Annotated in this window: 15 protein-coding genes; 9 read left to right on the top strand and 6 right to left on the bottom strand. The window is 39.0% G+C overall.

Going from position 1 to position 19,464, the window contains the following annotated elements; genetic code table 11:
- The first annotated feature begins 130 nt into the window (after positions 1 to 130).
- Both BLW74_RS02305 and murA read left to right on the top strand, forming a co-directional pair.
- A complete protein-coding gene (locus BLW74_RS02305) occupies positions 131 to 799 on the top strand; it encodes a DUF4290 domain-containing protein (protein WP_089689842.1) in 669 nt (222 codons plus the stop codon).
- The gene (gene murA, locus BLW74_RS02300; RefSeq protein WP_089689841.1) at positions 799 to 2,106 is read left to right on the top strand and encodes a UDP-N-acetylglucosamine 1-carboxyvinyltransferase; all 1,308 of its coding nucleotides are present in this window, start codon (positions 799 to 801) and stop codon (positions 2,104 to 2,106) included. Before BLW74_RS02305 ends, murA begins: the two co-directional genes overlap by 1 nt.
- Before the next feature lie 379 nt (positions 2,107 to 2,485).
- Here the strand turns inward: murA and BLW74_RS02295 are convergent, their stop codons facing one another.
- Positions 2,486 to 2,797 (bottom strand): NIL domain-containing protein, encoded by a 312-nt coding sequence (locus BLW74_RS02295; RefSeq protein WP_089690624.1) that lies wholly within the window; start codon positions 2,795 to 2,797, stop codon positions 2,486 to 2,488.
- Between the two features lie 158 nt (positions 2,798 to 2,955).
- Complete coding sequence (locus BLW74_RS02290) at positions 2,956 to 3,630, bottom strand: YiiX/YebB-like N1pC/P60 family cysteine hydrolase (RefSeq protein ID WP_089689840.1); 675 nt, start codon at positions 3,628 to 3,630, stop codon at positions 2,956 to 2,958.
- Between the two features lie 101 nt (positions 3,631 to 3,731).
- Between BLW74_RS02290 and BLW74_RS02285 the strand changes: the two genes are divergently transcribed.
- Both BLW74_RS02285 and BLW74_RS02280 read left to right on the top strand, forming a co-directional pair.
- Complete coding sequence (locus tag BLW74_RS02285) at positions 3,732 to 4,436, top strand: response regulator transcription factor (protein ID WP_089689839.1); 705 nt, start codon at positions 3,732 to 3,734, stop codon at positions 4,434 to 4,436.
- Positions 4,437 to 4,464: 28 nt separating this feature from the next.
- Positions 4,465 to 5,826 (top strand): ATP-binding protein, encoded by a 1,362-nt coding sequence (locus BLW74_RS02280; protein WP_089689838.1) that lies wholly within the window; start codon positions 4,465 to 4,467, stop codon positions 5,824 to 5,826.
- Positions 5,827 to 5,907: 81 nt separating this feature from the next.
- On the opposite strand, the gene BLW74_RS02275 is transcribed toward BLW74_RS02280, so the two are convergent.
- The gene (locus BLW74_RS02275; protein WP_089689837.1) at positions 5,908 to 6,759 is read right to left on the bottom strand and encodes an EamA family transporter; all 852 of its coding nucleotides are present in this window, start codon (positions 6,757 to 6,759) and stop codon (positions 5,908 to 5,910) included.
- A 363-nt stretch (positions 6,760 to 7,122) separates the two neighbouring features.
- On the opposite strand from BLW74_RS02275, the gene BLW74_RS02270 reads away from it, so the two are divergent.
- Genes BLW74_RS02270 through BLW74_RS02250 form a run of 5 tightly spaced genes read left to right on the top strand, consistent with a single transcriptional unit; the run spans position 7,123 to position 16,041 of the window.
- On the top strand, positions 7,123 to 7,821 hold the full coding sequence (locus tag BLW74_RS02270) for an MgtC/SapB family protein (protein ID WP_089689836.1): 699 nt from the start codon (positions 7,123 to 7,125) through the stop codon (positions 7,819 to 7,821).
- Between the two features lie 24 nt (positions 7,822 to 7,845).
- On the top strand, positions 7,846 to 10,518 hold the full coding sequence (mgtA, locus tag BLW74_RS02265) for a magnesium-translocating P-type ATPase (RefSeq protein WP_089689835.1): 2,673 nt from the start codon (positions 7,846 to 7,848) through the stop codon (positions 10,516 to 10,518).
- A 53-nt stretch (positions 10,519 to 10,571) separates the two neighbouring features.
- Positions 10,572 to 11,675: an efflux RND transporter periplasmic adaptor subunit gene (locus tag BLW74_RS02260; RefSeq protein WP_089689834.1), complete on the top strand. Its 1,104-nt coding sequence runs from the start codon at positions 10,572 to 10,574 to the stop codon at positions 11,673 to 11,675.
- A gap of 15 nt (positions 11,676 to 11,690) precedes the next feature.
- Positions 11,691 to 14,786, top strand: a complete 3,096-nt coding sequence (locus BLW74_RS02255; protein ID WP_089689833.1) for an efflux RND transporter permease subunit — start codon at positions 11,691 to 11,693, stop codon at positions 14,784 to 14,786.
- Entirely contained in the window at positions 14,776 to 16,041 is a 1,266-nt protein-coding gene (locus tag BLW74_RS02250) for a TolC family protein (protein ID WP_089689832.1), read from the top strand. The genes BLW74_RS02255 and BLW74_RS02250 overlap by 11 nt, the downstream gene beginning before the upstream one ends.
- Before the next feature lie 237 nt (positions 16,042 to 16,278).
- On the opposite strand, the gene BLW74_RS02245 is transcribed toward BLW74_RS02250, so the two are convergent.
- The 3 genes from BLW74_RS02245 to BLW74_RS02235 are packed head-to-tail and all read right to left on the bottom strand — an operon-like array spanning position 16,279 to position 19,375.
- Positions 16,279 to 16,734, bottom strand: a complete 456-nt coding sequence (locus BLW74_RS02245; protein ID WP_089689831.1) for a DUF1801 domain-containing protein — start codon at positions 16,732 to 16,734, stop codon at positions 16,279 to 16,281.
- Positions 16,735 to 16,758: 24 nt separating this feature from the next.
- Positions 16,759 to 18,180 (bottom strand): hypothetical protein, encoded by a 1,422-nt coding sequence (locus BLW74_RS02240; protein WP_089689830.1) that lies wholly within the window; start codon positions 18,178 to 18,180, stop codon positions 16,759 to 16,761.
- A gap of 10 nt (positions 18,181 to 18,190) precedes the next feature.
- On the bottom strand, positions 18,191 to 19,375 hold the full coding sequence (locus BLW74_RS02235) for a hypothetical protein (protein WP_089689829.1): 1,185 nt from the start codon (positions 19,373 to 19,375) through the stop codon (positions 18,191 to 18,193).
- Positions 19,376 to 19,464 lie beyond the last annotated feature (89 nt).

Here is a 19,464-nt window from a genome sequence, read left to right as displayed (position 1 = left end):
AAATGAAAGGGAAATATTTTCATTTTTCCTAACAAATACAAAAGAAAGGCATTTAGATTTTTCATTAAAAAATCATAAATTTTAAAGTTTCTCGAATTCATTTTTCTTTTAATGCATATATTTGCATACTATGGAATACAATACCCAAAAAACTCAGCTTCATATGCCGGAATACGGCAGAATTATACAACAGTTGGTTGAGCGCTGCAAAGAACTTCCTACCAAAGAGGAAAGGAACGAAATGGCTATGGCAATCATCGATTTTATGGGTCAGAGAAACCCACAACTCCGCGACGAAGAAAATTATAAACATAAACTTTGGGACCATCTTTTTATTCTTGCTAATCATGATCTGGATGTAGATTCTCCTTATCCTTTTCCAACCATGGAGGAGTTAGCCGAAAAACCAAAAAGAATGGAATATCCAAAACTTCAGGGTGACTTTAAGTTTTACGGAAAAAGCATTCTTCAATTGATAGAAAAAGCAATAGAACTGGATATGGGCGACGAAAAAGAAGCCCTTATAGAAGTGATTGCCAACAATATGAAGAAATCTTATAATGTCTATAATAAAGAACATGTGACGGATGATGTAATTTTCCGCCACCTGAAAGAGTTGTCTGAAAACAGGTTGGACCTTACCGGAATAGATTCTCTTGAGAAAAGTAAAATCTATTATACCAGCAATAACAACAACCGAAACAACAACAATAACAACAACAGGAACAACAATAATAATAAAAATAATAACCAGCCCAATAAGAGAAGGCATAATAACAATCATAAAAACAGAAAATAATGAGTGGAACATTTCAAATAAGAGGAGGAAAAAGACTGCAGGGTGAAATTACTCCACAGGGAGCCAAAAATGAGGCTCTGCAAATTTTATGTGCAGTTCTCCTTACAGATGAAGAAGTAAGAATCAAAAATATTCCGGATATCCATGATGTGAACAGACTGATAGAAATTCTGGGAGATTTTGGGGTAAAAATTACTAAAAACGGACAGGGAGATTATACCTTCAAGGCAGATCAGGTTAATTTTGATTATATAAAATCTAGCGAGTTCAAAAAAGACGGTGCTAAATTACGCGGATCCATTATGCTGATGGGGCCAATGCTTGCCCGTTACGGTGAGGCTTACATGCCAACTCCGGGAGGTGACAAAATCGGAAGAAGAAGATTAGACACCCACTTTCAGGGACTTGTTGAATTAGGCGCAGAATTCAATTATGATGAAGAAGAATATTTCTATTCTTTAAAAGCTAAAGAATTAAGAGGAAAATTCATTTTACTGGAAGAAGCTTCTGTAACAGGAACGGCCAATATTGTAATGGCTGCAGCTTTAGCAAAAGGAAAAACAAGAATTTACAATGCCGCCTGCGAGCCATATCTTCAGCAATTATGTAAAATGCTGAACAGAATGGGAGCAAACATTTCAGGTATCGGATCTAACCTTCTTACGATTGAAGGAGTTGATTACCTTAGAGGAACGGAGCACACCATGCTGCCGGATATGGTAGAAATCGGATCATGGATTGGTCTTGCAGCCATGACAAAATCCGAAATTACCATCAAAAATGTAAACTGGAATCAGCTTGGCGTAATCCCGAATACATTCAGAAAATTAGGAATTCAGCTTGAGCAAAGCGGTGATGATATCTATATTCCTGCTCAGGAACATTATAAAATTCAGAAATTTATTGACGGTTCTATCCTTACGATTTCGGATGCGCCATGGCCAGGATTTACGCCGGATTTATTGTCTATCATTTTAGTAGTGGCTACTCAGGCAAAAGGAAGTATTCTGGTTCATCAGAAAATGTTTGAATCCAGATTATTCTTTGTGGATAAATTAATTGACATGGGTGCTCAGATCATTTTGTGCGATCCACACAGAGCTACGGTAATCGGTTTGAACCAGGAAGCGCCGTTACGAGGAACAACCATGGTTTCTCCGGATATCAGAGCCGGAAATGCACTTCTTATTGCAGCACTTTCTGCTGAAGGAAAATCTATTATCCACAACATTGAACAGATCGACAGAGGATATGAAAATATTGATGGAAGGCTAAGAGCAATTGGTGCTGACATTGAAAGAATTTAAAATTGCTTATTGACCTTATTCTCTTAGTAATGGCTTCGACAGGCTCAGCCTGACAACACCTGAAAATTTCAGTTGGCATTCGAGCTGTTACCAATAAGAAAACCTTTATTAATGATTCTTAGGATTAATAAAAGGAATAAGTCAGTAATTTTATTAAAAAGCGTTCAGAATAATCTGAACGCTTTTTTGTTTACCCATTTCTTTTAACCACCCCTTCAAAAATTCTTTGATTTTTTGCCACCCTTTCAGAGGAGGGGAATTTTGTCCCGGTTAATGATTGGTATTTTTAATTTGTTTATAATCTGTTGTAGTACAAAAATAAAAAGTGCCCGGCACAAGGACCGGACACTTTGAGTAATTAAAACTATATGAATCTCACTTAAAAATATGTTCTGCAGGTATATTCTACCGTTGTATTGATAAGTTTATTTTTATTCAGATAGATTTCAAGCTGGTGGAAATCTTCTGAACTGACATTAATATATAACTGTACTGAACCAAAACTGTATCCGTTCACATACTCTACATTAGCAGATAACACTCTATGACAGATACCTAGTTGGTTATAGATGGTATTCATTAAATGTTCAAATTTCATTTTGCCATTCAACTCTATTTCCAGTAACAACTCTTTTTTAGGCAGGCTTATTTTATTTTGCACAACCTGCAGGCCGGGATTAGGTGTAATCATTGCTAAACATTTTTGGTTAAACATGGTAGATTATATTGCACTCTGCATGTAAATCTGTGACAAAAATATAAAAAAATATTAGTCCACCAAATTAGTAGACTAATATTTTTAAAAATTTAACATAAAAAAAAGAAGCCTGTTCAGCTTCTCTCTCATTTTTAAAAATTCCCTACTCTTTCCAGTTTGTCAGAGCCGGCCAGTCCATTAGGGTTACAACCCAGCTCTCCTTCAGGGATCTTAAGATTTTTCTTCCTGTAAAATTCTTCCCAGAATACATTCGGCTTTCCTGTTTTCGGATCAATAAATGTCATTGGTTCCAGTTTAAAAATATTTTCTGCCCGAAAAGCCCTTTCTACAAAATCTGAACAATAATAAGAATGCTCATCCAGAATATAATTGAAATTGTAAGGCTGACCGAGCATAGAGTTTGCCTTTCGGACTGCTCCGGGAATCGCTTTCTGATATTCCGGCTTTAAACGGTAAACAATTACCTCCTGCCCTTCTTTCTTTTGATCTTTTACAAAATCATTCAAATTCTGTCTCTGGGAACCGCCCTTAGGTGCAGCATGCAGCACAAACATCCGGTTACCTTCTTTTTCAAGAATTCCGATGTGATCAAATGATGCTGCTTTTTGTTTTTGAGTTACATTGTTGATGGCTCCGGAAAGTCCGGATTCTTTTGCGGTAACAAAAAGGAGATCTCCGTTTTTAAGCTGTACATTACCTGAGACAGCACGGTTACACTGAACCAATAAAATGATTAATGTGGACAAAATGCCTACCACAATAATTTCTTTGATTCTTCTGCTAAAAAATATTTTACATTCGGACATCCTATTCTATTTTCAGTGCCAAAATTACAAAATAGAAATCATTACATTTGTGGGATTATTGATCTATTCTTCACATCAAACCAAACATTTCCAACATTCTTATGCCACATATTTTATTAGTTGAAGACGACGACAGGCTTTCAAAATTGATTGCAAAGGGGTTTCAGGAAGCTGAATTTGAGGTAACCGTGGCCTATGACGGAATCACAGGTTTGAAACTGGCTCTGCGCAACCCGTTTGATCTTGTGGTGACCGATATTATTTTACCCAAAAAAGACGGCCTTGAATTCTGTAATGAAATTAAATCATTAAAACCCAATCTCCCGGTTATCATGCTTACTGCATTGGGAACCACTGATGATAAACTGGAAGGTTTTGATGCGGGAGCCGATGATTATCTTACCAAACCCTTTGAAATGCGGGAGCTGGTAGCAAGGGTCAAGGTTCTTATGAAACGCTTTTCCCAACAGCTGCACCAGAAAGTTTTTGTTCTTAAATACGAAGGCATTGAAATGAATCTGGAACAGAAAACCGTGAGCCGTGACCTTACTCCCATAAAACTTACTCCGAAGGAATTCAACCTCTTAAAATTCATGCTGGAAAATTCCGAAAGAGTACTTTCCAGAAGTGAAATTGCAGAAAAAGTATGGGAAACACACTTTGACACCGGAACCAACTTTATTGATGTCTATATCAATTATCTCCGAAAGAAAATTGATAAAGATTTTGATACCAAACTGATTCACACAAAAGCCGGTATGGGATTCATCCTGAAAAAAGACTACGAATCAGGCATTATACAGTAATCATTACGAAGAACTCAAAAATACCCGGATGAAAATAAGAACCCGACTTACGCTGCTTTTTACCCTAATTACCGCAATGTTACTAGGCATTTACAGCGTTTCGATCTATTATTCGTCCAGGGAAGCTAGAGTACAGTCTTTTTACAGCGAACTTCAGAACGAAGCAATTGCCAAAGCAGATTTATACTTTCGCAGCTCACTTCCTGAACAGGAAATGCATAAGCTTTATAAAAACAATACCCGAACTTTAAATGAAGTTCAGGTTGCGATTTATGACAGCAATAAACAACTGATTTATCACGATGATGCCAAAGTAGATTACGTAAAGGAAACTCCGCAAATGCTTGCTGAGATATTTGAAAGAAAGAAAATTGATTTCTTTTTAAATGATTTGCAGGTGATCGGGATGGTGTATCATTACGAGGGGAAAATGTACGCAGTAACTGCCGCTGCCTATGATCAGTATGGATATGATTACCTTACCCATCTTCTTACCATCAGTATTGTTTCATTCTTCATTATTCTGATTTTAATTTATCTGGCCGGAATATTTCTCTCTAAAAAAGCATTGAGCCCTCTTAGTGAAATGGTTGATCAGATTAAAAAAATCACAGCAGGAAAATTACAATTGCGCCTGAAGACAACGAAGCAAAAAGATGAGCTTAATGAACTGGCCCGAAATTTCAACGGAATGCTGGAGCGGCTGGAAAATTCTTTTGATTCGCAAAAACATTTTGTCTCCAATATTTCGCACGAACTAAGGACACCTTTAGCGGCCATTATCGCTGAGCTGGAGCTGGCTTCGGAAAAAGAAAAAACCAAAGAAGAATACCAGGAGACCGTTCGGTACGCACTGGAAGATGCCCGGAAAATGGTTACCCTTTCCAACAGCTTAATGGATCTTGCCAAAGCGAGCTACGACCCTAATGAGATCAGTTTTTCTGAGATTCGTCTTGATGAAATTCTGCTGGAATCTTATACTAAAATCACAAAGGAAAATGAAGGCTATAAAGTGTCTTTAAATATTAATGACTCAGTAGAAGAACATCAGCTTATCATTCAGGGAAATGAATATCTACTTCAGGTTGCTTTTAACAATCTTATTGACAATGCGTGTAAATATTCACCGGAACATACCTGCCTGATTGATGTAAAAGCCAATTCGAACCTTCTTAAAATCAGTTTCATGAATACCGGAAGTACCATTGAAAAAGAAGATTTACAGCATATTTTCGAACCTTTTTACAGAAGTGAAACATCCAGGAATGAGAAAGGACATGGAATAGGACTGTTTCTTACCGAAAAAATTATTCACCTCCACCATGCAGGTATCAATGTCGTATCAGAACATAACAGGACTGCATTTACAGTTGAGTTTATGATCAGTTAGAGTTTCATGAGATTTATCGGATTCTTAAGTTACCTCTAGATCCTTATTAAGCTTAATGTGTTAAAAGCTCACATCATCTCATCACTCCTGAGAAAGAGATTTCTTATTGAAAACGGTTGTTCCTATACTCGCTGTAATCACACAGGCAATAGAAATCCACTGTAAAAAAGATAGCTTTTCGGAAAGAAAGATCAATCCCGAAAGCGCTGCAAATGCAGGCTCCAGACTCATCAGAATACTGAAGGTTTTTGCCGGAAGTCTTTTCAAAGCCATCATTTCCAAAGAAAAAGGTAAAGCGCTGGAAAGAATGGCAACCCCAAGCCCCTTCACAAAAATTGCAGGAGTAAGATTGAAAACAGCACCATCCCATATTGTGAATGGAATAATCACCAGGCTGGCAAAAATCATCCCGGTGGTAACCGCATCTTTCCCCTCCGTAATTTTAGAAACCTTGCCGCCCATTATGATATAAACTGCCCAGAATATCCCTGCCAGAAAGGCGAGTCCAAGACCTAACAAATCAACGTGATCATTCTGCCACGGAACTATCAGGAGAATTCCTACACAGGCCAGTAATGCCCATACAACATCCAACAGTTTACGGGACAAAGCCAGAGCAAGGAATAACGGTCCTGCAAATTCCACAGTAACGGCCAGCCCCAGTGGAATTCTTTGAATCGCCATGTAAAAAATAAGATTCATTGCAGCCAATCCTATTCCATAGACCGCACAGTACTTCCATTTTTGGCGGTTAAACCGTAAAAATTTTGGCCGGTTAATCAAAGTAAGCAAAACAGCAGAAAGTACAATTCTCAAAGTGACTGTACCAATAGCTCCAATAGCAGGAAACAGCTGCTTGGCTATGGAAGCTCCACCCTGTACACAGATGATCGCCAGAAGCGTAGCCGGTATAGCTAAGTTTGATTTTTTCATTGTTAAAATATAGCGTTCAAAATATTCTGGAAGGAAATTCCCGGGATTAAACAGGTTCTTACTTCATATGACAAATCCTGAGATTTATTATATAAAAATTATCCGTGCCAAATGTATTGAAATTTTATCTTTCAAAACGGGTACAGATTGAATATAAATTTTTTATCCAAATTTTCTCTAATACTATTCTAATGGTATTCTAAAGCTTTTCTAACTGTGAAAAAAAATAGTCCTGCATACTTTTGCACTGTAAAAAATAAAGCATATGGACCCAGATCCTTACAGTAATTATCAATCTTAAAAGCTTTAGTTGTACTCACTTTTCCCGTACAGCTGAGAAGCTTTATAAAAACAGGAAAAGTTATGAATACATTCGAATTTACCCTTCGTCTCCTTACCGCGTTTGCCTTGGGCGCAAGTATTGGTTTCGAAAGACAGTGGCGTCAGAAAAGCGCAGGTCTCCGCACCAATACCCTTGTATGTCTTGGCTCTGCTGCATTTGTTCTTCTTTCTATCAGAATTGGAGGTGATGCAACTGGCAGAATTGCCTCTTATATTGTAAGCGGTATTGGCTTTTTGGGTGGAGGTGTTATTATGAAAGACGGCCTCACCGTGAGAGGACTCAATACAGCTGCTACCATTTGGTGCTCGGCATCCGTAGGATCCCTAAGTGCCATGGGATTCCCCTTTGAGGCGGCTATTACCAGCGGATTTATCATTCTTACTCATATTATCCTTCGTCCTTTAGGGGTAAAACTGGGCAATAGTATCAATCATAGAAACCATTATACCGAATATCTTCTCAGCATCAAGTGCAAAAGTGAAGTGGAAAATCATGTCCGCGTACAACTCATGCAATCGCTGAGCGGAAATGATAAAGTACTGCTGAAATCCCTTACCAGCGATGATAATGGCCTGCCGGAAAATGCCATCATTACAGCAGAAGTTCATGCTTCTACTCCACAGGACAGTTTCATGGAAAAAACAGCCAGCAGACTCACCATTGAAGATAAAGTCATCAAAGTAAGCTGGGAAATAATAGGTACCGAAAACGATTTGTAACATGTAAAAACAACCATCGAAGCAATGTTAAAAAAATCTTCCAACAAAAATCTTAATTCTGCAGCTCTTGTAAAGTTGAAAGAAGCTGCAGCTGGGAATGAAAAAATGATTTATGCCCTGCTGGAAACCTCAGAAGAAGGTCTCAGCGAAAACACGGTAAAAGACCGTCTGAAAATTTATGGTAAAAACGAAATTGCTGCCCAAAAGGCTCCTTCATGGCTGAAACAGTTTGCCCATTCTTTTTTTAATCCGTTTAATTATATCCTGGCCTGTATTGCTGTCATTTCATTGTTTATAGACGCAATTCTTGTTCCTGACGGAGAGAAAGATTTCAGTACCACTGTTATAATTTCGTTTATGCTGCTATTCAGTACAGTGTTGAGGTTTTTTCAGGAATTCAGAAGCAATAAAGCCGCAGAAACATTAAAGAAGATGGTAAGGACAAGCTGTCTCACCAAAAGAAAATTTAATGAAAGCAAAGAAATAGAAATAACTGAAATTGTTCCCGGGGATATTATTATTCTGTCTGCGGGTGATATGGTTCCGGCCGACTGCAGAATTCTTAAGAGCAAAGATCTTTTCATCAGCGAATCTATCCTGACAGGGGAAGCTCTTCCAGTGGAGAAAAGTGCACTTCCTATCAAAGAGGCCAAAGAGCTCAATCCCTTAAGCCTGCAGAATATCTGTTTTATGGGGACCAATGTGGTAAGCGGTTCAGCAACTGTTGTGGTGGCCAATACCGGTATTTTCACCTATTTCGGAAGCATCAGCAGAAGTCTGGTTTCTAAAAGACCCGAAACTGCCTTTGATATCGGAGTCAATAAAGTGAGTTATCTGCTGATCAGATTTATGCTGATCATGACACCCGTCATTTTCCTGATCAACGGATTGGTAAAAGGAGACTGGATGCAGGCCTTATTATTTGCCATTGCTGTTGCGGTAGGATTAACTCCTGAAATGCTTCCGATGATTGTTACTGCAAATCTCGCCAAAGGAGCAGTAAATATGAGCAAAAAGAAAGTCATTGTTAAAAGACTGAATGCTATTCAGAATATTGGTGCCATGGATATTCTATGTACTGATAAAACCGGAACTCTTACCCTGGACAAAATCGTACTGGAAACTCACCTCAACGTTCGCGGTATTGAAGATGATGAGGTGTTGAAATGGGGTTACCTCAACAGTTTTCATCAGACAGGCCTCAAAAATCTTTTGGATCAGGCCGTTCTGGATCATGCTGAAGTTCACAATCTCATGAAAGCTGATGAACTTTACCAAAAGGTAGATGAAATTCCTTTTGATTTTGAAAGGAGAAGAATGTCTGTCATTCTGAATACTTCCCAGGGAAAACATCTGATGATATGCAAAGGAGCTGTAGAAGAAATGCTTCCGTTATGTCAATATGCTCTGGATCCGGGAGAAGATCACAGCCTGCACATAGAAAATGACAATATCGTTCCGTTAGATCATCTTATGAAGCAGCAGATTATCAGAATGTCTGAAAAACTGAATGCCGACGGTCAACGTGTATTACTGATTGCCATAAGAGAATTTGAGGGTGATCATCCATTAAATTATTCTGTAGCCGATGAAAAGAATCTTATCCTCACAGGATTTATGGGATTTCTCGATCCGGCAAAACCTTCTGCAGAACCGAGCATCAAAGCATTGCACAAACTGGGTATAGAGGTAAAAGTAGTAACCGGAGACAATGATATTGTTGCTAAAAAAATAGGTCATGATGTTGGAATCCCTATCAATTCTATTATGCTGGGTGAGGAACTGGAGAAAATGAGTGACGAGGAGCTTTGTAAAGATATGGATCATTATTCTGTTTTTGCCAAGGTAAGCCCGCTGCAGAAACAGCGCATTGTAAAAATATTACGGGCTAAAGGCCATACCGTTGGTTTTATGGGGGACGGAATCAATGATGCAGCAGCTATTAAAGAAGCAGATGTAGGAATTTCTGTTGATACCGGAGCTGACATCGCTAAGGAAAGTGCGGATATCATCCTGCTGGAAAAAGATCTGATGGTCCTTCGAAGCGGCGTCATCTATGGAAGAAGAACCTTCGGGAACATCGTCAAGTATATCAAAATGGCCGCGAGCAGCAATTTCGGAAATATGTTCAGTATGATTGGGGCCAGTGCGCTGCTTCCGTTTCTGCCTATGCTTCCGTTACAGATTCTGACCCAGAATTTACTCTATGATGTTTCTCAGTCATCCATTCCCTGGGATACCATGGATAAAGACTTTCTGGAAACCCCTAAAAAATGGGAAGCCGGAAGCATCAAAAAATTTATGCTGTATATAGGACCGCTAAGTTCCATTTTTGATTACGTAACGTTTGTGGTAATGTTTTTTATTTTCAAAGCCAATACACCGGAACAACAAAATTTGTTTCAGACAGGCTGGTTTGTGGAAGGTTTATTGTCCCAGACTCTGATTGTTCATATTATCAGAACCAAAAAAATTCCATTCATCCAAAGCTGGGCCGCCACGCCGGTAGTAGCGTTAACAAGTTTAATCATGCTGATCGGAATTCTCATTCCTTTCACTCCAATGGCCGTATATCTTAAAATGCAGCCTTTACCACTGAGCTACTTCCCCTATTTAGCAGCAATTCTTACAGGTTATTGTATGGTAACACAGCTCGTTAAACAATGGTTTATCAGAAAATTCGGACAGTGGCTTTAGTCTAAGAAAGCTGCAAATCCTTAAATATAAAATAATGGTTATAAATAACTTATATGAGAAAAACAGTCTTAGCAATAGTACTTTTAACATTTGTTACCGCTTGTAAAAATCCTAAAAGTGAAATTCCGCAGGATCAGGATCTCCGTATAAAAAACGATCAGGTGACTGTTCCGGAAAACAATCCTGTATTCAAAAAAATTAAAACACAGGCCGTTACCGAACAGGAACACAGCGATGGGGTAATTTCAGCAGGAACAATTCAGGCCATTCCCAATCACTATGCAGAAATAGCCAGTCCGTTTTCGGGAAGAATTACAGGGTCATTTATTCAGCTCGGGCAAAAAGTTTCCGCTGGAAATCCTCTTTTTGAAATCCTTTCTTCAGATTATTTTTCGGTTCAGAAAGACTATACGGATGCTTTAAATGATGTACAGCTTGCAGAAAAAAATTACAGACGCCAGCAGGATCTTGTAAAACATGGAGTGGGTATCCAGAAAGAGCTGGACGAGGCAGAAACCGATTTTAAAAATAAAAAAACATCGCTCTCCAATGCTTCTTCTGCCTTGAAGGTCTATAACAGCAAAGGCGGAGGTATAGGAAGTCCTCTTGTGGTAAGAGCACCCATTAACGGAGAAATTATTTCCAACAAAATTGTCAACGGCCAATATCTGAAAGGAGATGCAGATCCGGTAATGATCATCGCAGAATTATCAAAAGTCTGGATTTCAGGGGATGTGAAAGAAAAAGACATTCGTTTTGTCAATAAAGGAGACCGGGTTTCGGTCAAGGTAAGTGCCTATCCGGATAGAGATATTACCGGAAAGGTATATCATATTAATGAAATTGTAGACGAAGATACCCGAAGTATAAAGGTACTTATTGAATGCGATAATCCGGACAGAAAACTAAAGCCGGGCATGTATGCTACCGTCAGCTTTTCAACAACTCCGGAAAAAACTGTTATGATCCCCGTAACCGCTTTGATGCAGCAGGATAATTTTCAATATGTCTGGGTAAAAACCGGTAAGAATCAATACGCAAAACGTTCTGTGACAACTGGAGAAACTGATCAGAAAACCGTAAGGATTATCTCAGGATTAAAACCCGGAGAAATCATTATGACCGAAGGTGGAATTTATATGCTGGATGCAAAATAATGTAAATGAAAAACTATGAAGAAATTACTAACACTCTCGATACAAAAGAGATGGCTTATGCTTGCGCTCTTCCTTTTACTAGGGTTTTTCGGGTATTATTCCTGGACAAGATTATCTATAGAAGCCTATCCCGATATTGCCGATGTAACCTCACAGGTGGTAACACAGGTTCCCGGGCTGGCCGCTGAAGAAGTAGAACAACAGATTACCATTCCTCTGGAAAGATCACTCAACGGGCTTCCGGGAATGCATGTGATGCGAAGCAAAAGTACCTTCGGACTTTCCATTATCACTATGGTTTTTGATGATGGTACAGATGATTACTGGGCACGCCAGCGTATTCAGGAAAGACTTACGGACGTGGAGCTTCCTTATGGGGCACAACCGGGATTGGATCCCCTTACCTCTCCTATCGGCGAAGTATACCGTTATATCATTGAAAGTAACAGCCACAGTCTCCGGGAGCTTACAGATTTACAGAAATTTGTGATCATCCCTCGTATCAAACAAGTCTCGGGAATTGCTGATGTCACCAATTTCGGAGGAATTACCACCCAGTTTCAGATCGAGCTGGATCCGCATAAACTCGAGCAACACGGACTGTCACTTTCTGAAGTTACTGAAACGATTGCCAAAAACAATGTGAGCGCCGGAGGAAGTATGCTGCCCCGCGGAAATCTTGCCTATGTAATTCGTGGAATTGGTCTGGTAAAAGATTTGAATGATCTTGGAAAAATTGTAGTCAAAACCCAAAATGGCGTTCCTGTTTTCCTCAATGATGTAGGAACCTTAAAGTATGGAAACCTGGAAAGAAAAGGAATTCTTGGTTATACCGACAGAAAACGCAATTATTCTGAAAGTGTAGAAGGAATCGTGCTTTTACTCAGAGGGCAGAACCCATCACAAGTATTGGAAGGAGTACATGAAGCTATTGAAGAACTGAATAACGAAACACTTCCTCCAGGAGTAAAGATTCATCCTTTTCTGGACCGAACGGATCTTGTCAAAACAACCCTTACCACAGTGTCTCATACTCTTACCGAAGGAATTGTTTTGGTTATTATTGTGCTGATTGTATTTCTTGGAAGCTGGCGGGGCGCATTACTGGTCGCTATTACCATTCCGCTTTCTTTGCTATTTGCTTTTATATTAATGCATTTTACCAACATTCCGGCTAATCTTCTTTCCTTAGGAGCTATTGATTTTGGAATCATTGTAGACGGAGCCATCGTCATGCTGGAAACCATTCTGAAGAAAAGAGAAGAAAATGCTGAAGAAACACTGGGAGAAAAAACAGTTACCCAAAGAGTAATTGAAGTGGCCAAACCCATTTTCTTTTCTACAATCATTATCATTACCGCCTATCTACCTCTGTTCGCTTTTGAAAGAGTAGAAAAAAAATTATTTACCCCAATGGCTTTTACTGTAGGATATGCTCTGTTGGGAGCTCTTGCTGTAGCATTGCTTCTGATCCCGGGATTGGCTTATGTAATCTATAGAAAACCACAAAAGATTTATCATAATAAATGGCTTGAAAAACTAAGCACAGCCTACGGAAAAAGTATTGAAAAAATAATGCAGACTCCCAAAAGAGTAATTATTCCTATTATGATTGTTCTGGTATCTGCCGGAATTCTCTCCTATCATGTGGGAAAAGATTTCCTTCCTGAACTGGATGAAGGTTCTATCTGGCTTCAGGTACAGCTTCCACCCGGAATTTCCTTAGCCAAGTCAAAAGAAATGAGCGATACCCTGCGTGCCCGTACCTTAAAACACCCCGAAATTACTTATATGATGATACAGGCAGGACGTAATGACGATGGTACTGATCCCTGGACAGCTTCCCACTTTGAAGTTTCTGTCGGAATAAAACCTTACAGCGAGTGGCCGGCAGGAAAAACAAAAGCAGACCTCATTAAAGAACTGGCAGCAGATTATAAAAACATGCCGGGATTCACTGTAGGGTTTTCTCAGCCTATGATTGACGGAGTGATGGATAAAATCTCAGGAGCCCACAGTGAACTGGTGGTAAAGGTGTATGGAGAAGATTTTAAAGAAACCAGAAGAATTGCTGAAAATGTATTGTCAACTTTAAATAAAATTCCGGGCTCGGCAGATCTTGCCATTGATCAGGAACCGCCATTGCCCCAGCTGCAGATTATTGCCAACAGAGATAAAATTGCCCAATATGGATTAAATGTAGCTGACGTGGCCGATCTTATTGAAGTGGCATTAGGAGGAAAAGCCATCTCTCAAATCTTTATCGGCAATAAAGTGTACGACATTTCATGCCGTTATACGGAAGACAGCCGCGACACTCCAGACAAAATCGGAAACCTGATGCTGACCTCTGCTTCAGGAGCAAAAATCCCATTGTCACAGGTAGCAGAAGTGAAACTGAGTACCGGAGAAAGCACGATTACCCGGGAAATGAACAAACGTCATCTTACCGTAAAGCTGAATCTTAGAGGAACCGATCTTTCTTCTTTCCTGAAAAATGCCCAGGATAAAATTGAAAAAGACATTAAGTACGATCACGAAAAATACCAGATCAAGTGGGGCGGACAGTTTGAAAATCAAAACAGAGCCTACTCCAGACTGGCATTTATTGTTCCGCTGGCATTAGCCATTATGTTTCTCTTATTGTATGGTGCATTTGGAGATTTCAGGCAGGCTTTGGTTCTGATGTCTATTGTTCCACTGGCTTTATTTGGCGGAATGCTGGCACTCAATATCCGGGGTATGTCTCTGAATGTTTCTTCAGCAGTAGGATTTATCGCATTATTCGGAGTTGCCATCCAGAACGGGGTCATTATGATTTCGCACATCAATGATCTTCGTAAAAAAGGGTATGAGCTGAAACAGGCAGCCATCAAAGGGGCAAAAGACCGTTTCAGACCTGTACTGATGACTGCAACGGTTGCCGTAATCGGATTATTCCCGGCATCCTTAGCTACAGGAATTGGTTCTGATGTGCAGCGCCCGCTGGCAACCGTCATTGTTTACGGACTCATGTTCTCTACTATTTTAACCCTATTCGTCCTTCCGGCTATTTATTGTATGGCTGAACGCCGAAGTGAAAAACAAAATTTGAAATCAGATGAAAACTAAAGTTCATATTATCATATTATCTGTAATATTATTCAGCATTACAGAAATGAAGGCACAGGAAAAAGAGCTTTTACCATTTGAAGAATACCTGAACCTTGTCGGAAATAAAAATTTAGGATATGCATCTCAAAAATACAATGTAAGTATGGCTGAAGCGGCGATCCAGACGGCTAATATGTTCCCTGATCCTCAAATGGAAATGGAAACTACAAATAATGGGGTACATCAGAATATGGGGTATGTTTATGGTGCTTCGGTGGGATGGACACTGGAACTTGGCGGCAAGAGAAAAGCGAGGGTTAATCTGGCCAGAAACCAATCTGAGCTGAGCAAAATACAGCTGCAGGATTTTTTCAGAAATCTTCGTGCAGATGCCAGTTTAGGATATATTGAGGCTTTAAAATCCAAAGCATTGCTCGAGGTACAGCAGAATTCGTATAACAGTATGCAGCAGCTGGCAAAATCCGACAGTCTCCGTTACCGCTTAGGAACTATTTCTTCTGTTGCTTCGAAGCAGAGTAAGCTGGAAGCTGCTTCTCTACTTAATGAAGTATATCAGGCAGAAAGCGCTGAACAGCAGGCTCTCACCAGTTTATCAGTTTTTCTCGGAGACAGCAGCATGACAGACAGAGACGTTGCCGGAGACTTTAATGCCTTCAACAGGGATTTCAATAGGGATGACCTGATTCTTCAGGCGTTGAATGAGAGAGCAGATTTATTGGCCGCCAGACAGAATACAGAGGTTGCCAAAAGCCAGATTAATCTTGAAAAAGCTAATAGAGTCATTGATCTAGGCATCAGCGCCGGAGCTGAACGTCATACCGAAGCTACCAACGAAATTGCTCCTTCTCCTACCGTAAATGCAGTAAAAATGGGGATCAGTATTCCTCTGAAATTTTCCAACCGAAGAAACGCTGGATTGAAAATTGCAGAAATGGCCCATTCACAAGCAGAGGTGGAATATAAGCAGATCGAACAGGTTATAAGAGCAGAGGTAATGCAGGCTTACCAACAATATACCGCAACGCAGAAACAGCTCAGACAATTCCATAACGGAATGCTTTCAGAAGCACAAACCATTCTGGAAGGGATCATATACAGCTACAAAAGAGGGGAAAGCTCTATCCTTGAGGTTTTGAATGCCCAGAGAACTTATAACAACATTCGAAAAGAGTATTATCAGGCGCTGGCAGATAATGCGGCGGCCTTAATAGAACTTGAGCGTAAAGCAGGAATCTGGGATATTCATTTTTAGCCGGATGATGGAGGCTGAGAAATGGAGATCTATGGAAGCCGATGAATAAATACACGTCATGTAATGAACTTATTACCACCTGGAATTTTCATCATGGATGACAACCGGTGGTTTAAAAGCAAGTATTATTTCCAACTTACGGTTTTATTATTATTGATTCTAAAAACACAAATATGACTTCCCGCCTCGATCCTCCAGCATAAAAAACTCCGAAATCAGATAGATTTCGGAGCTTTTTTATCTCTTATACTGTGATTCATAAATTTTGATCCAATCATCTGCAGTCATTTTTGTACTCAGTTCAGCGATCAGGTCAAAAGGAATATCTTCTACTTTTTTGAACCGGACACAGGATTTACCCATATCCAGTTTCTTTTTGGAATGCTTAGGATATTCTGCAACAAACCAGTCGAGAAGTTCCGGGGTAGAATACAGTCCCATATGATATAATGCTATAAAATTCTTCTGAGAAGCCACATTAATGAATGGAAGCGGTGTTCCGGGTGCACAGTGATATCCGGCAGGATAGGTTTCCAAAGGAACCACCCAGCCTATCATCCCGTAATTGGTTGCTTCTTCAAAACCTTTTGGAAGGTTATCATTCACCGTATCGTAAAGTTTTTTGAAAGCTTCCTGTCTTTCTTCAGGAATCTTTGAAATATAATCTTCTATGGAAACTGACTGAATCTGCATATGGTATTTTTTTCTAAAATACGATTATTTTATAAAATTGTACACATTGAACATCTGAACATCTTTGGCGCTCTTTTGAAGGAACATCATTTTGTTTACATTCGGAACATACTGAATCATGTTTCCGTCTGCGAAACCATAGTTTTGAAAGAAATTTCTTCCTTTGTAATCAAGGCTTACTTCCTGAGGCTTCAGATTGGCAAAATCAAAAACTTTCATAGAAAATCCTGTGTTTCCGAAAGCCCCTTTTGGATAGAATGCAGAAATATAAAGTTTTTCTCCGGCCTCCACCAGATGAATTCTTTTTCCTGTAGAAGTTCCGGCAGCCACAAATTGCTTTACCTCTCCTTCTTTACTGAATTTGATCAGCATTCCTGCATCCAGTGAATAAACAGGATCCGGGAAACGGTTCATTGCTGTAGGCATAGGTCTGGTAACAGTTTCCTGCTGAACAGCCATTAAAACCTCATCCCCTTTTACAATGGTTTTGATCACCTTCACATCATTCATGTCTTTGCTTCCCGCCAGATTGGTATTGCTGATGACAGCTTTTCCGGATTTCATATCATAGTACATTACTGTCCCGAAAGTACTTGCTCCCATGGTAACGGCAGCATTTTTTCTTCCAAAAGTCACCAGATAATCATTGTCATTTTTACTGAACGCATATAATTTTTCAGGAATGTATTTATCATCAAACGGAAGGTCTTTATCTTCGGTATTGGAAACAAGCTCCAGTTTATAAGATTCTTTCCAGCCCGCAGCTTTGCGTAATACAACAATTTTTGCTGAGTTCGTTAATGTTAAAGACTTTTCAACATAGTCACTGCTTAATGTAATTTCCTTGTTCCATACCGGAGTAAGTGTTCTCAGATCCAATACCAGAACGTCATTTACATTTTCCGTTTTTTTATTGGCAAATCTGTCATTAAAGATGGCAGCATATTTCCCGTTTTCTGAGAAAAGAACATAGGTTGTTCCTGATCTGTTGGTAGATTCAATACTGTATTTTGCAATGCTTTTTGTTGTGAAAGTTCCCTCTTTTCTGCTGAAAACATGCTGAAAAACTTCTTTTCTGTTTTCCTTTCCGAAATATTCTTCTGTAAACGCGATAAATTTATCATCATCTATCTGCTGGGATCCAAGGTAATTATGAAGTACGCCGTTTGTTTTATTGGCATAATCTTTTACATAAGTATCTACAAGACTTCCGTTCTGATCCAGTTTTCTCATCAGTAATTTTTTGTGAGGGAAAACATTTCTCATCAGCCCGTCAATGTTGATGGCACTGAACATGTAAGAATTGTAATCATCTGCCAGTACCAGTTTATCATCGGTTTCAAGATTGGCATCTACGGTAAATTTTGTTCCTTCAGTCACTTTCGTCTGTGCAAAAGAGTACACAGAAGCGGTAATGAATGCCGAAGCAATGATCTGTTTAATCATATTGTTTTCTTTAGTTATTATAAATTTTTTCTTCCAGTCTTTTCAGTTCAAGATTAGCATCGTAGGACAGTTTGATGTCCACCAGATGTTCCTGTAATTCGTTTAAATATTTTTCTGCTTCCTGGTAATTTCCCAAAGCGATATTCAATCTGATCAGGTTAAAATAAATATATTCCCCAATTTTTTGATTGTAAAGCGCTTTTTTGTCGTTGTAATTTATTTTTGTCAAAGCGCTTTTCCAAATATCAATTCCTTTCTGCATATTTTCCATGGCTACTTTATTCGATGGATTATCCGATTTTGCCTGAAGCTTTTTCAGATTGGTGGTAACATAGATGTACGCTTTTTCCAGGTCATCATATTCTCCTTTATTTTTGACTGTTGCCAATGCCACCGAAGAATTGATGGTCTGATATCCGAAGTTTTCGTTGATAATGTTTCTTGTACGGTCTACCGTTCTCTGCAGATACCTTTTTTCCTGGGCATTCAGATTGATTTCATTGGTCGGAACACTTGCTATTTCAGCAAAATCTGAAAAATAGGTTTTGTCCAGTTTTACAGCTCCTCCCTGCTTTGCTATAATTCTTGTTGGCTGATTGGCAAAAGTTTTCCCCTGATTGTCCTGAAAGTTGGTTCTTTCCATTTCAATAACGATATCAAGATAATTTCCGCCTTTTGAGAAACCCATTACATCTATCTGAGAAGCCAGAATTTTATTATCTACAATTAAGGCATCTCTCAAATCGGGCTGCTGGTAAACAGGGGTTGGCGGAATGTTAAGAATCGGTCTTGAAGGGAGTCTCAAGGTGGGAGCCCCATTGGTTGCCGCAATTTTTTCAACAGCTGATAATTTGCTGTATTCTGCGGATTCCAGTTTATATTTTTCCTGAAGTTTTTTTACCTCAGCATCATAATCTTTTAATCTTTCCTGATGCTCATATTTCGCATTTTCAACATTGGTCTGATAGTTATCAACTTTTCTCTGATAATCTTCTTTCGACAATCTCACTACATCATCTCTGGTGATATTATAAGGAGATTTTACCGTAACCGTGTAGTTTCTGTTGGAAAGTTCCGTAGGAAAAACAGGTTCTTTTAAAAGCTGAAAACTGATTGTTTCTTTGTCAATCCTCTGAGCATGTGAAAATTCGGAATAAAATAATGGTATTATAAAAAGTAGTTTAAATTTATTCATAGTATCATAGTTTTCGCTGCAAATGTATAATAATTTCATCAACATTTTTCAATAATGTTTTGTCCAGTTATTATTTAATTTGATTATAA

Origin of the sequence: Chryseobacterium culicis (assembly GCF_900108365.1) — a bacterium.
Classification (GTDB): Bacteria; Bacteroidota; Bacteroidia; order Flavobacteriales; family Weeksellaceae; genus Chryseobacterium; species Chryseobacterium culicis.
Note: the sequence above shows the minus strand (reverse complement) of the source record. Positions and strands in the feature narration are given on the sequence as shown.

Bases quoted from the DNA above. Each gene is read 5' to 3' on its own strand.
- mgtA (WP_089689835.1), top strand. From the start codon at position 7,846: ATGTTAAAAAAATCTTCCAACAAAAATCTTAATTCTGCAGCTCTTGTA.
- BLW74_RS02275 (WP_089689837.1), bottom strand. From the start codon at position 6,759: ATGAAAAAATCAAACTTAGCTATACCGGCTACGCTTCTGGCGATCATC.
- BLW74_RS02290 (WP_089689840.1), bottom strand. From the start codon at position 3,630: ATGTCCGAATGTAAAATATTTTTTAGCAGAAGAATCAAAGAAATTATT.
- BLW74_RS02270 (WP_089689836.1), top strand. From the start codon at position 7,123: ATGAATACATTCGAATTTACCCTTCGTCTCCTTACCGCGTTTGCCTTG.
- BLW74_RS02285 (WP_089689839.1), top strand. From the start codon at position 3,732: ATGCCACATATTTTATTAGTTGAAGACGACGACAGGCTTTCAAAATTG.
- BLW74_RS02250 (WP_089689832.1), top strand. From the start codon at position 14,776: ATGAAAACTAAAGTTCATATTATCATATTATCTGTAATATTATTCAGC.
- BLW74_RS02260 (WP_089689834.1), top strand. From the start codon at position 10,572: ATGAGAAAAACAGTCTTAGCAATAGTACTTTTAACATTTGTTACCGCT.
- BLW74_RS02295 (WP_089690624.1), bottom strand. From the start codon at position 2,797: ATGATTACACCTAATCCCGGCCTGCAGGTTGTGCAAAATAAAATAAGC.
- BLW74_RS02255 (WP_089689833.1), top strand. From the start codon at position 11,691: ATGAAGAAATTACTAACACTCTCGATACAAAAGAGATGGCTTATGCTT.
- BLW74_RS02235 (WP_089689829.1), bottom strand. From the start codon at position 19,375: ATGAATAAATTTAAACTACTTTTTATAATACCATTATTTTATTCCGAA.
- BLW74_RS02280 (WP_089689838.1), top strand. From the start codon at position 4,465: ATGAAAATAAGAACCCGACTTACGCTGCTTTTTACCCTAATTACCGCA.
- BLW74_RS02305 (WP_089689842.1), top strand. From the start codon at position 131: ATGGAATACAATACCCAAAAAACTCAGCTTCATATGCCGGAATACGGC.
- BLW74_RS02245 (WP_089689831.1), bottom strand. From the start codon at position 16,734: ATGCAGATTCAGTCAGTTTCCATAGAAGATTATATTTCAAAGATTCCT.
- murA (WP_089689841.1), top strand. From the start codon at position 799: ATGAGTGGAACATTTCAAATAAGAGGAGGAAAAAGACTGCAGGGTGAA.
- BLW74_RS02240 (WP_089689830.1), bottom strand. From the start codon at position 18,180: ATGATTAAACAGATCATTGCTTCGGCATTCATTACCGCTTCTGTGTAC.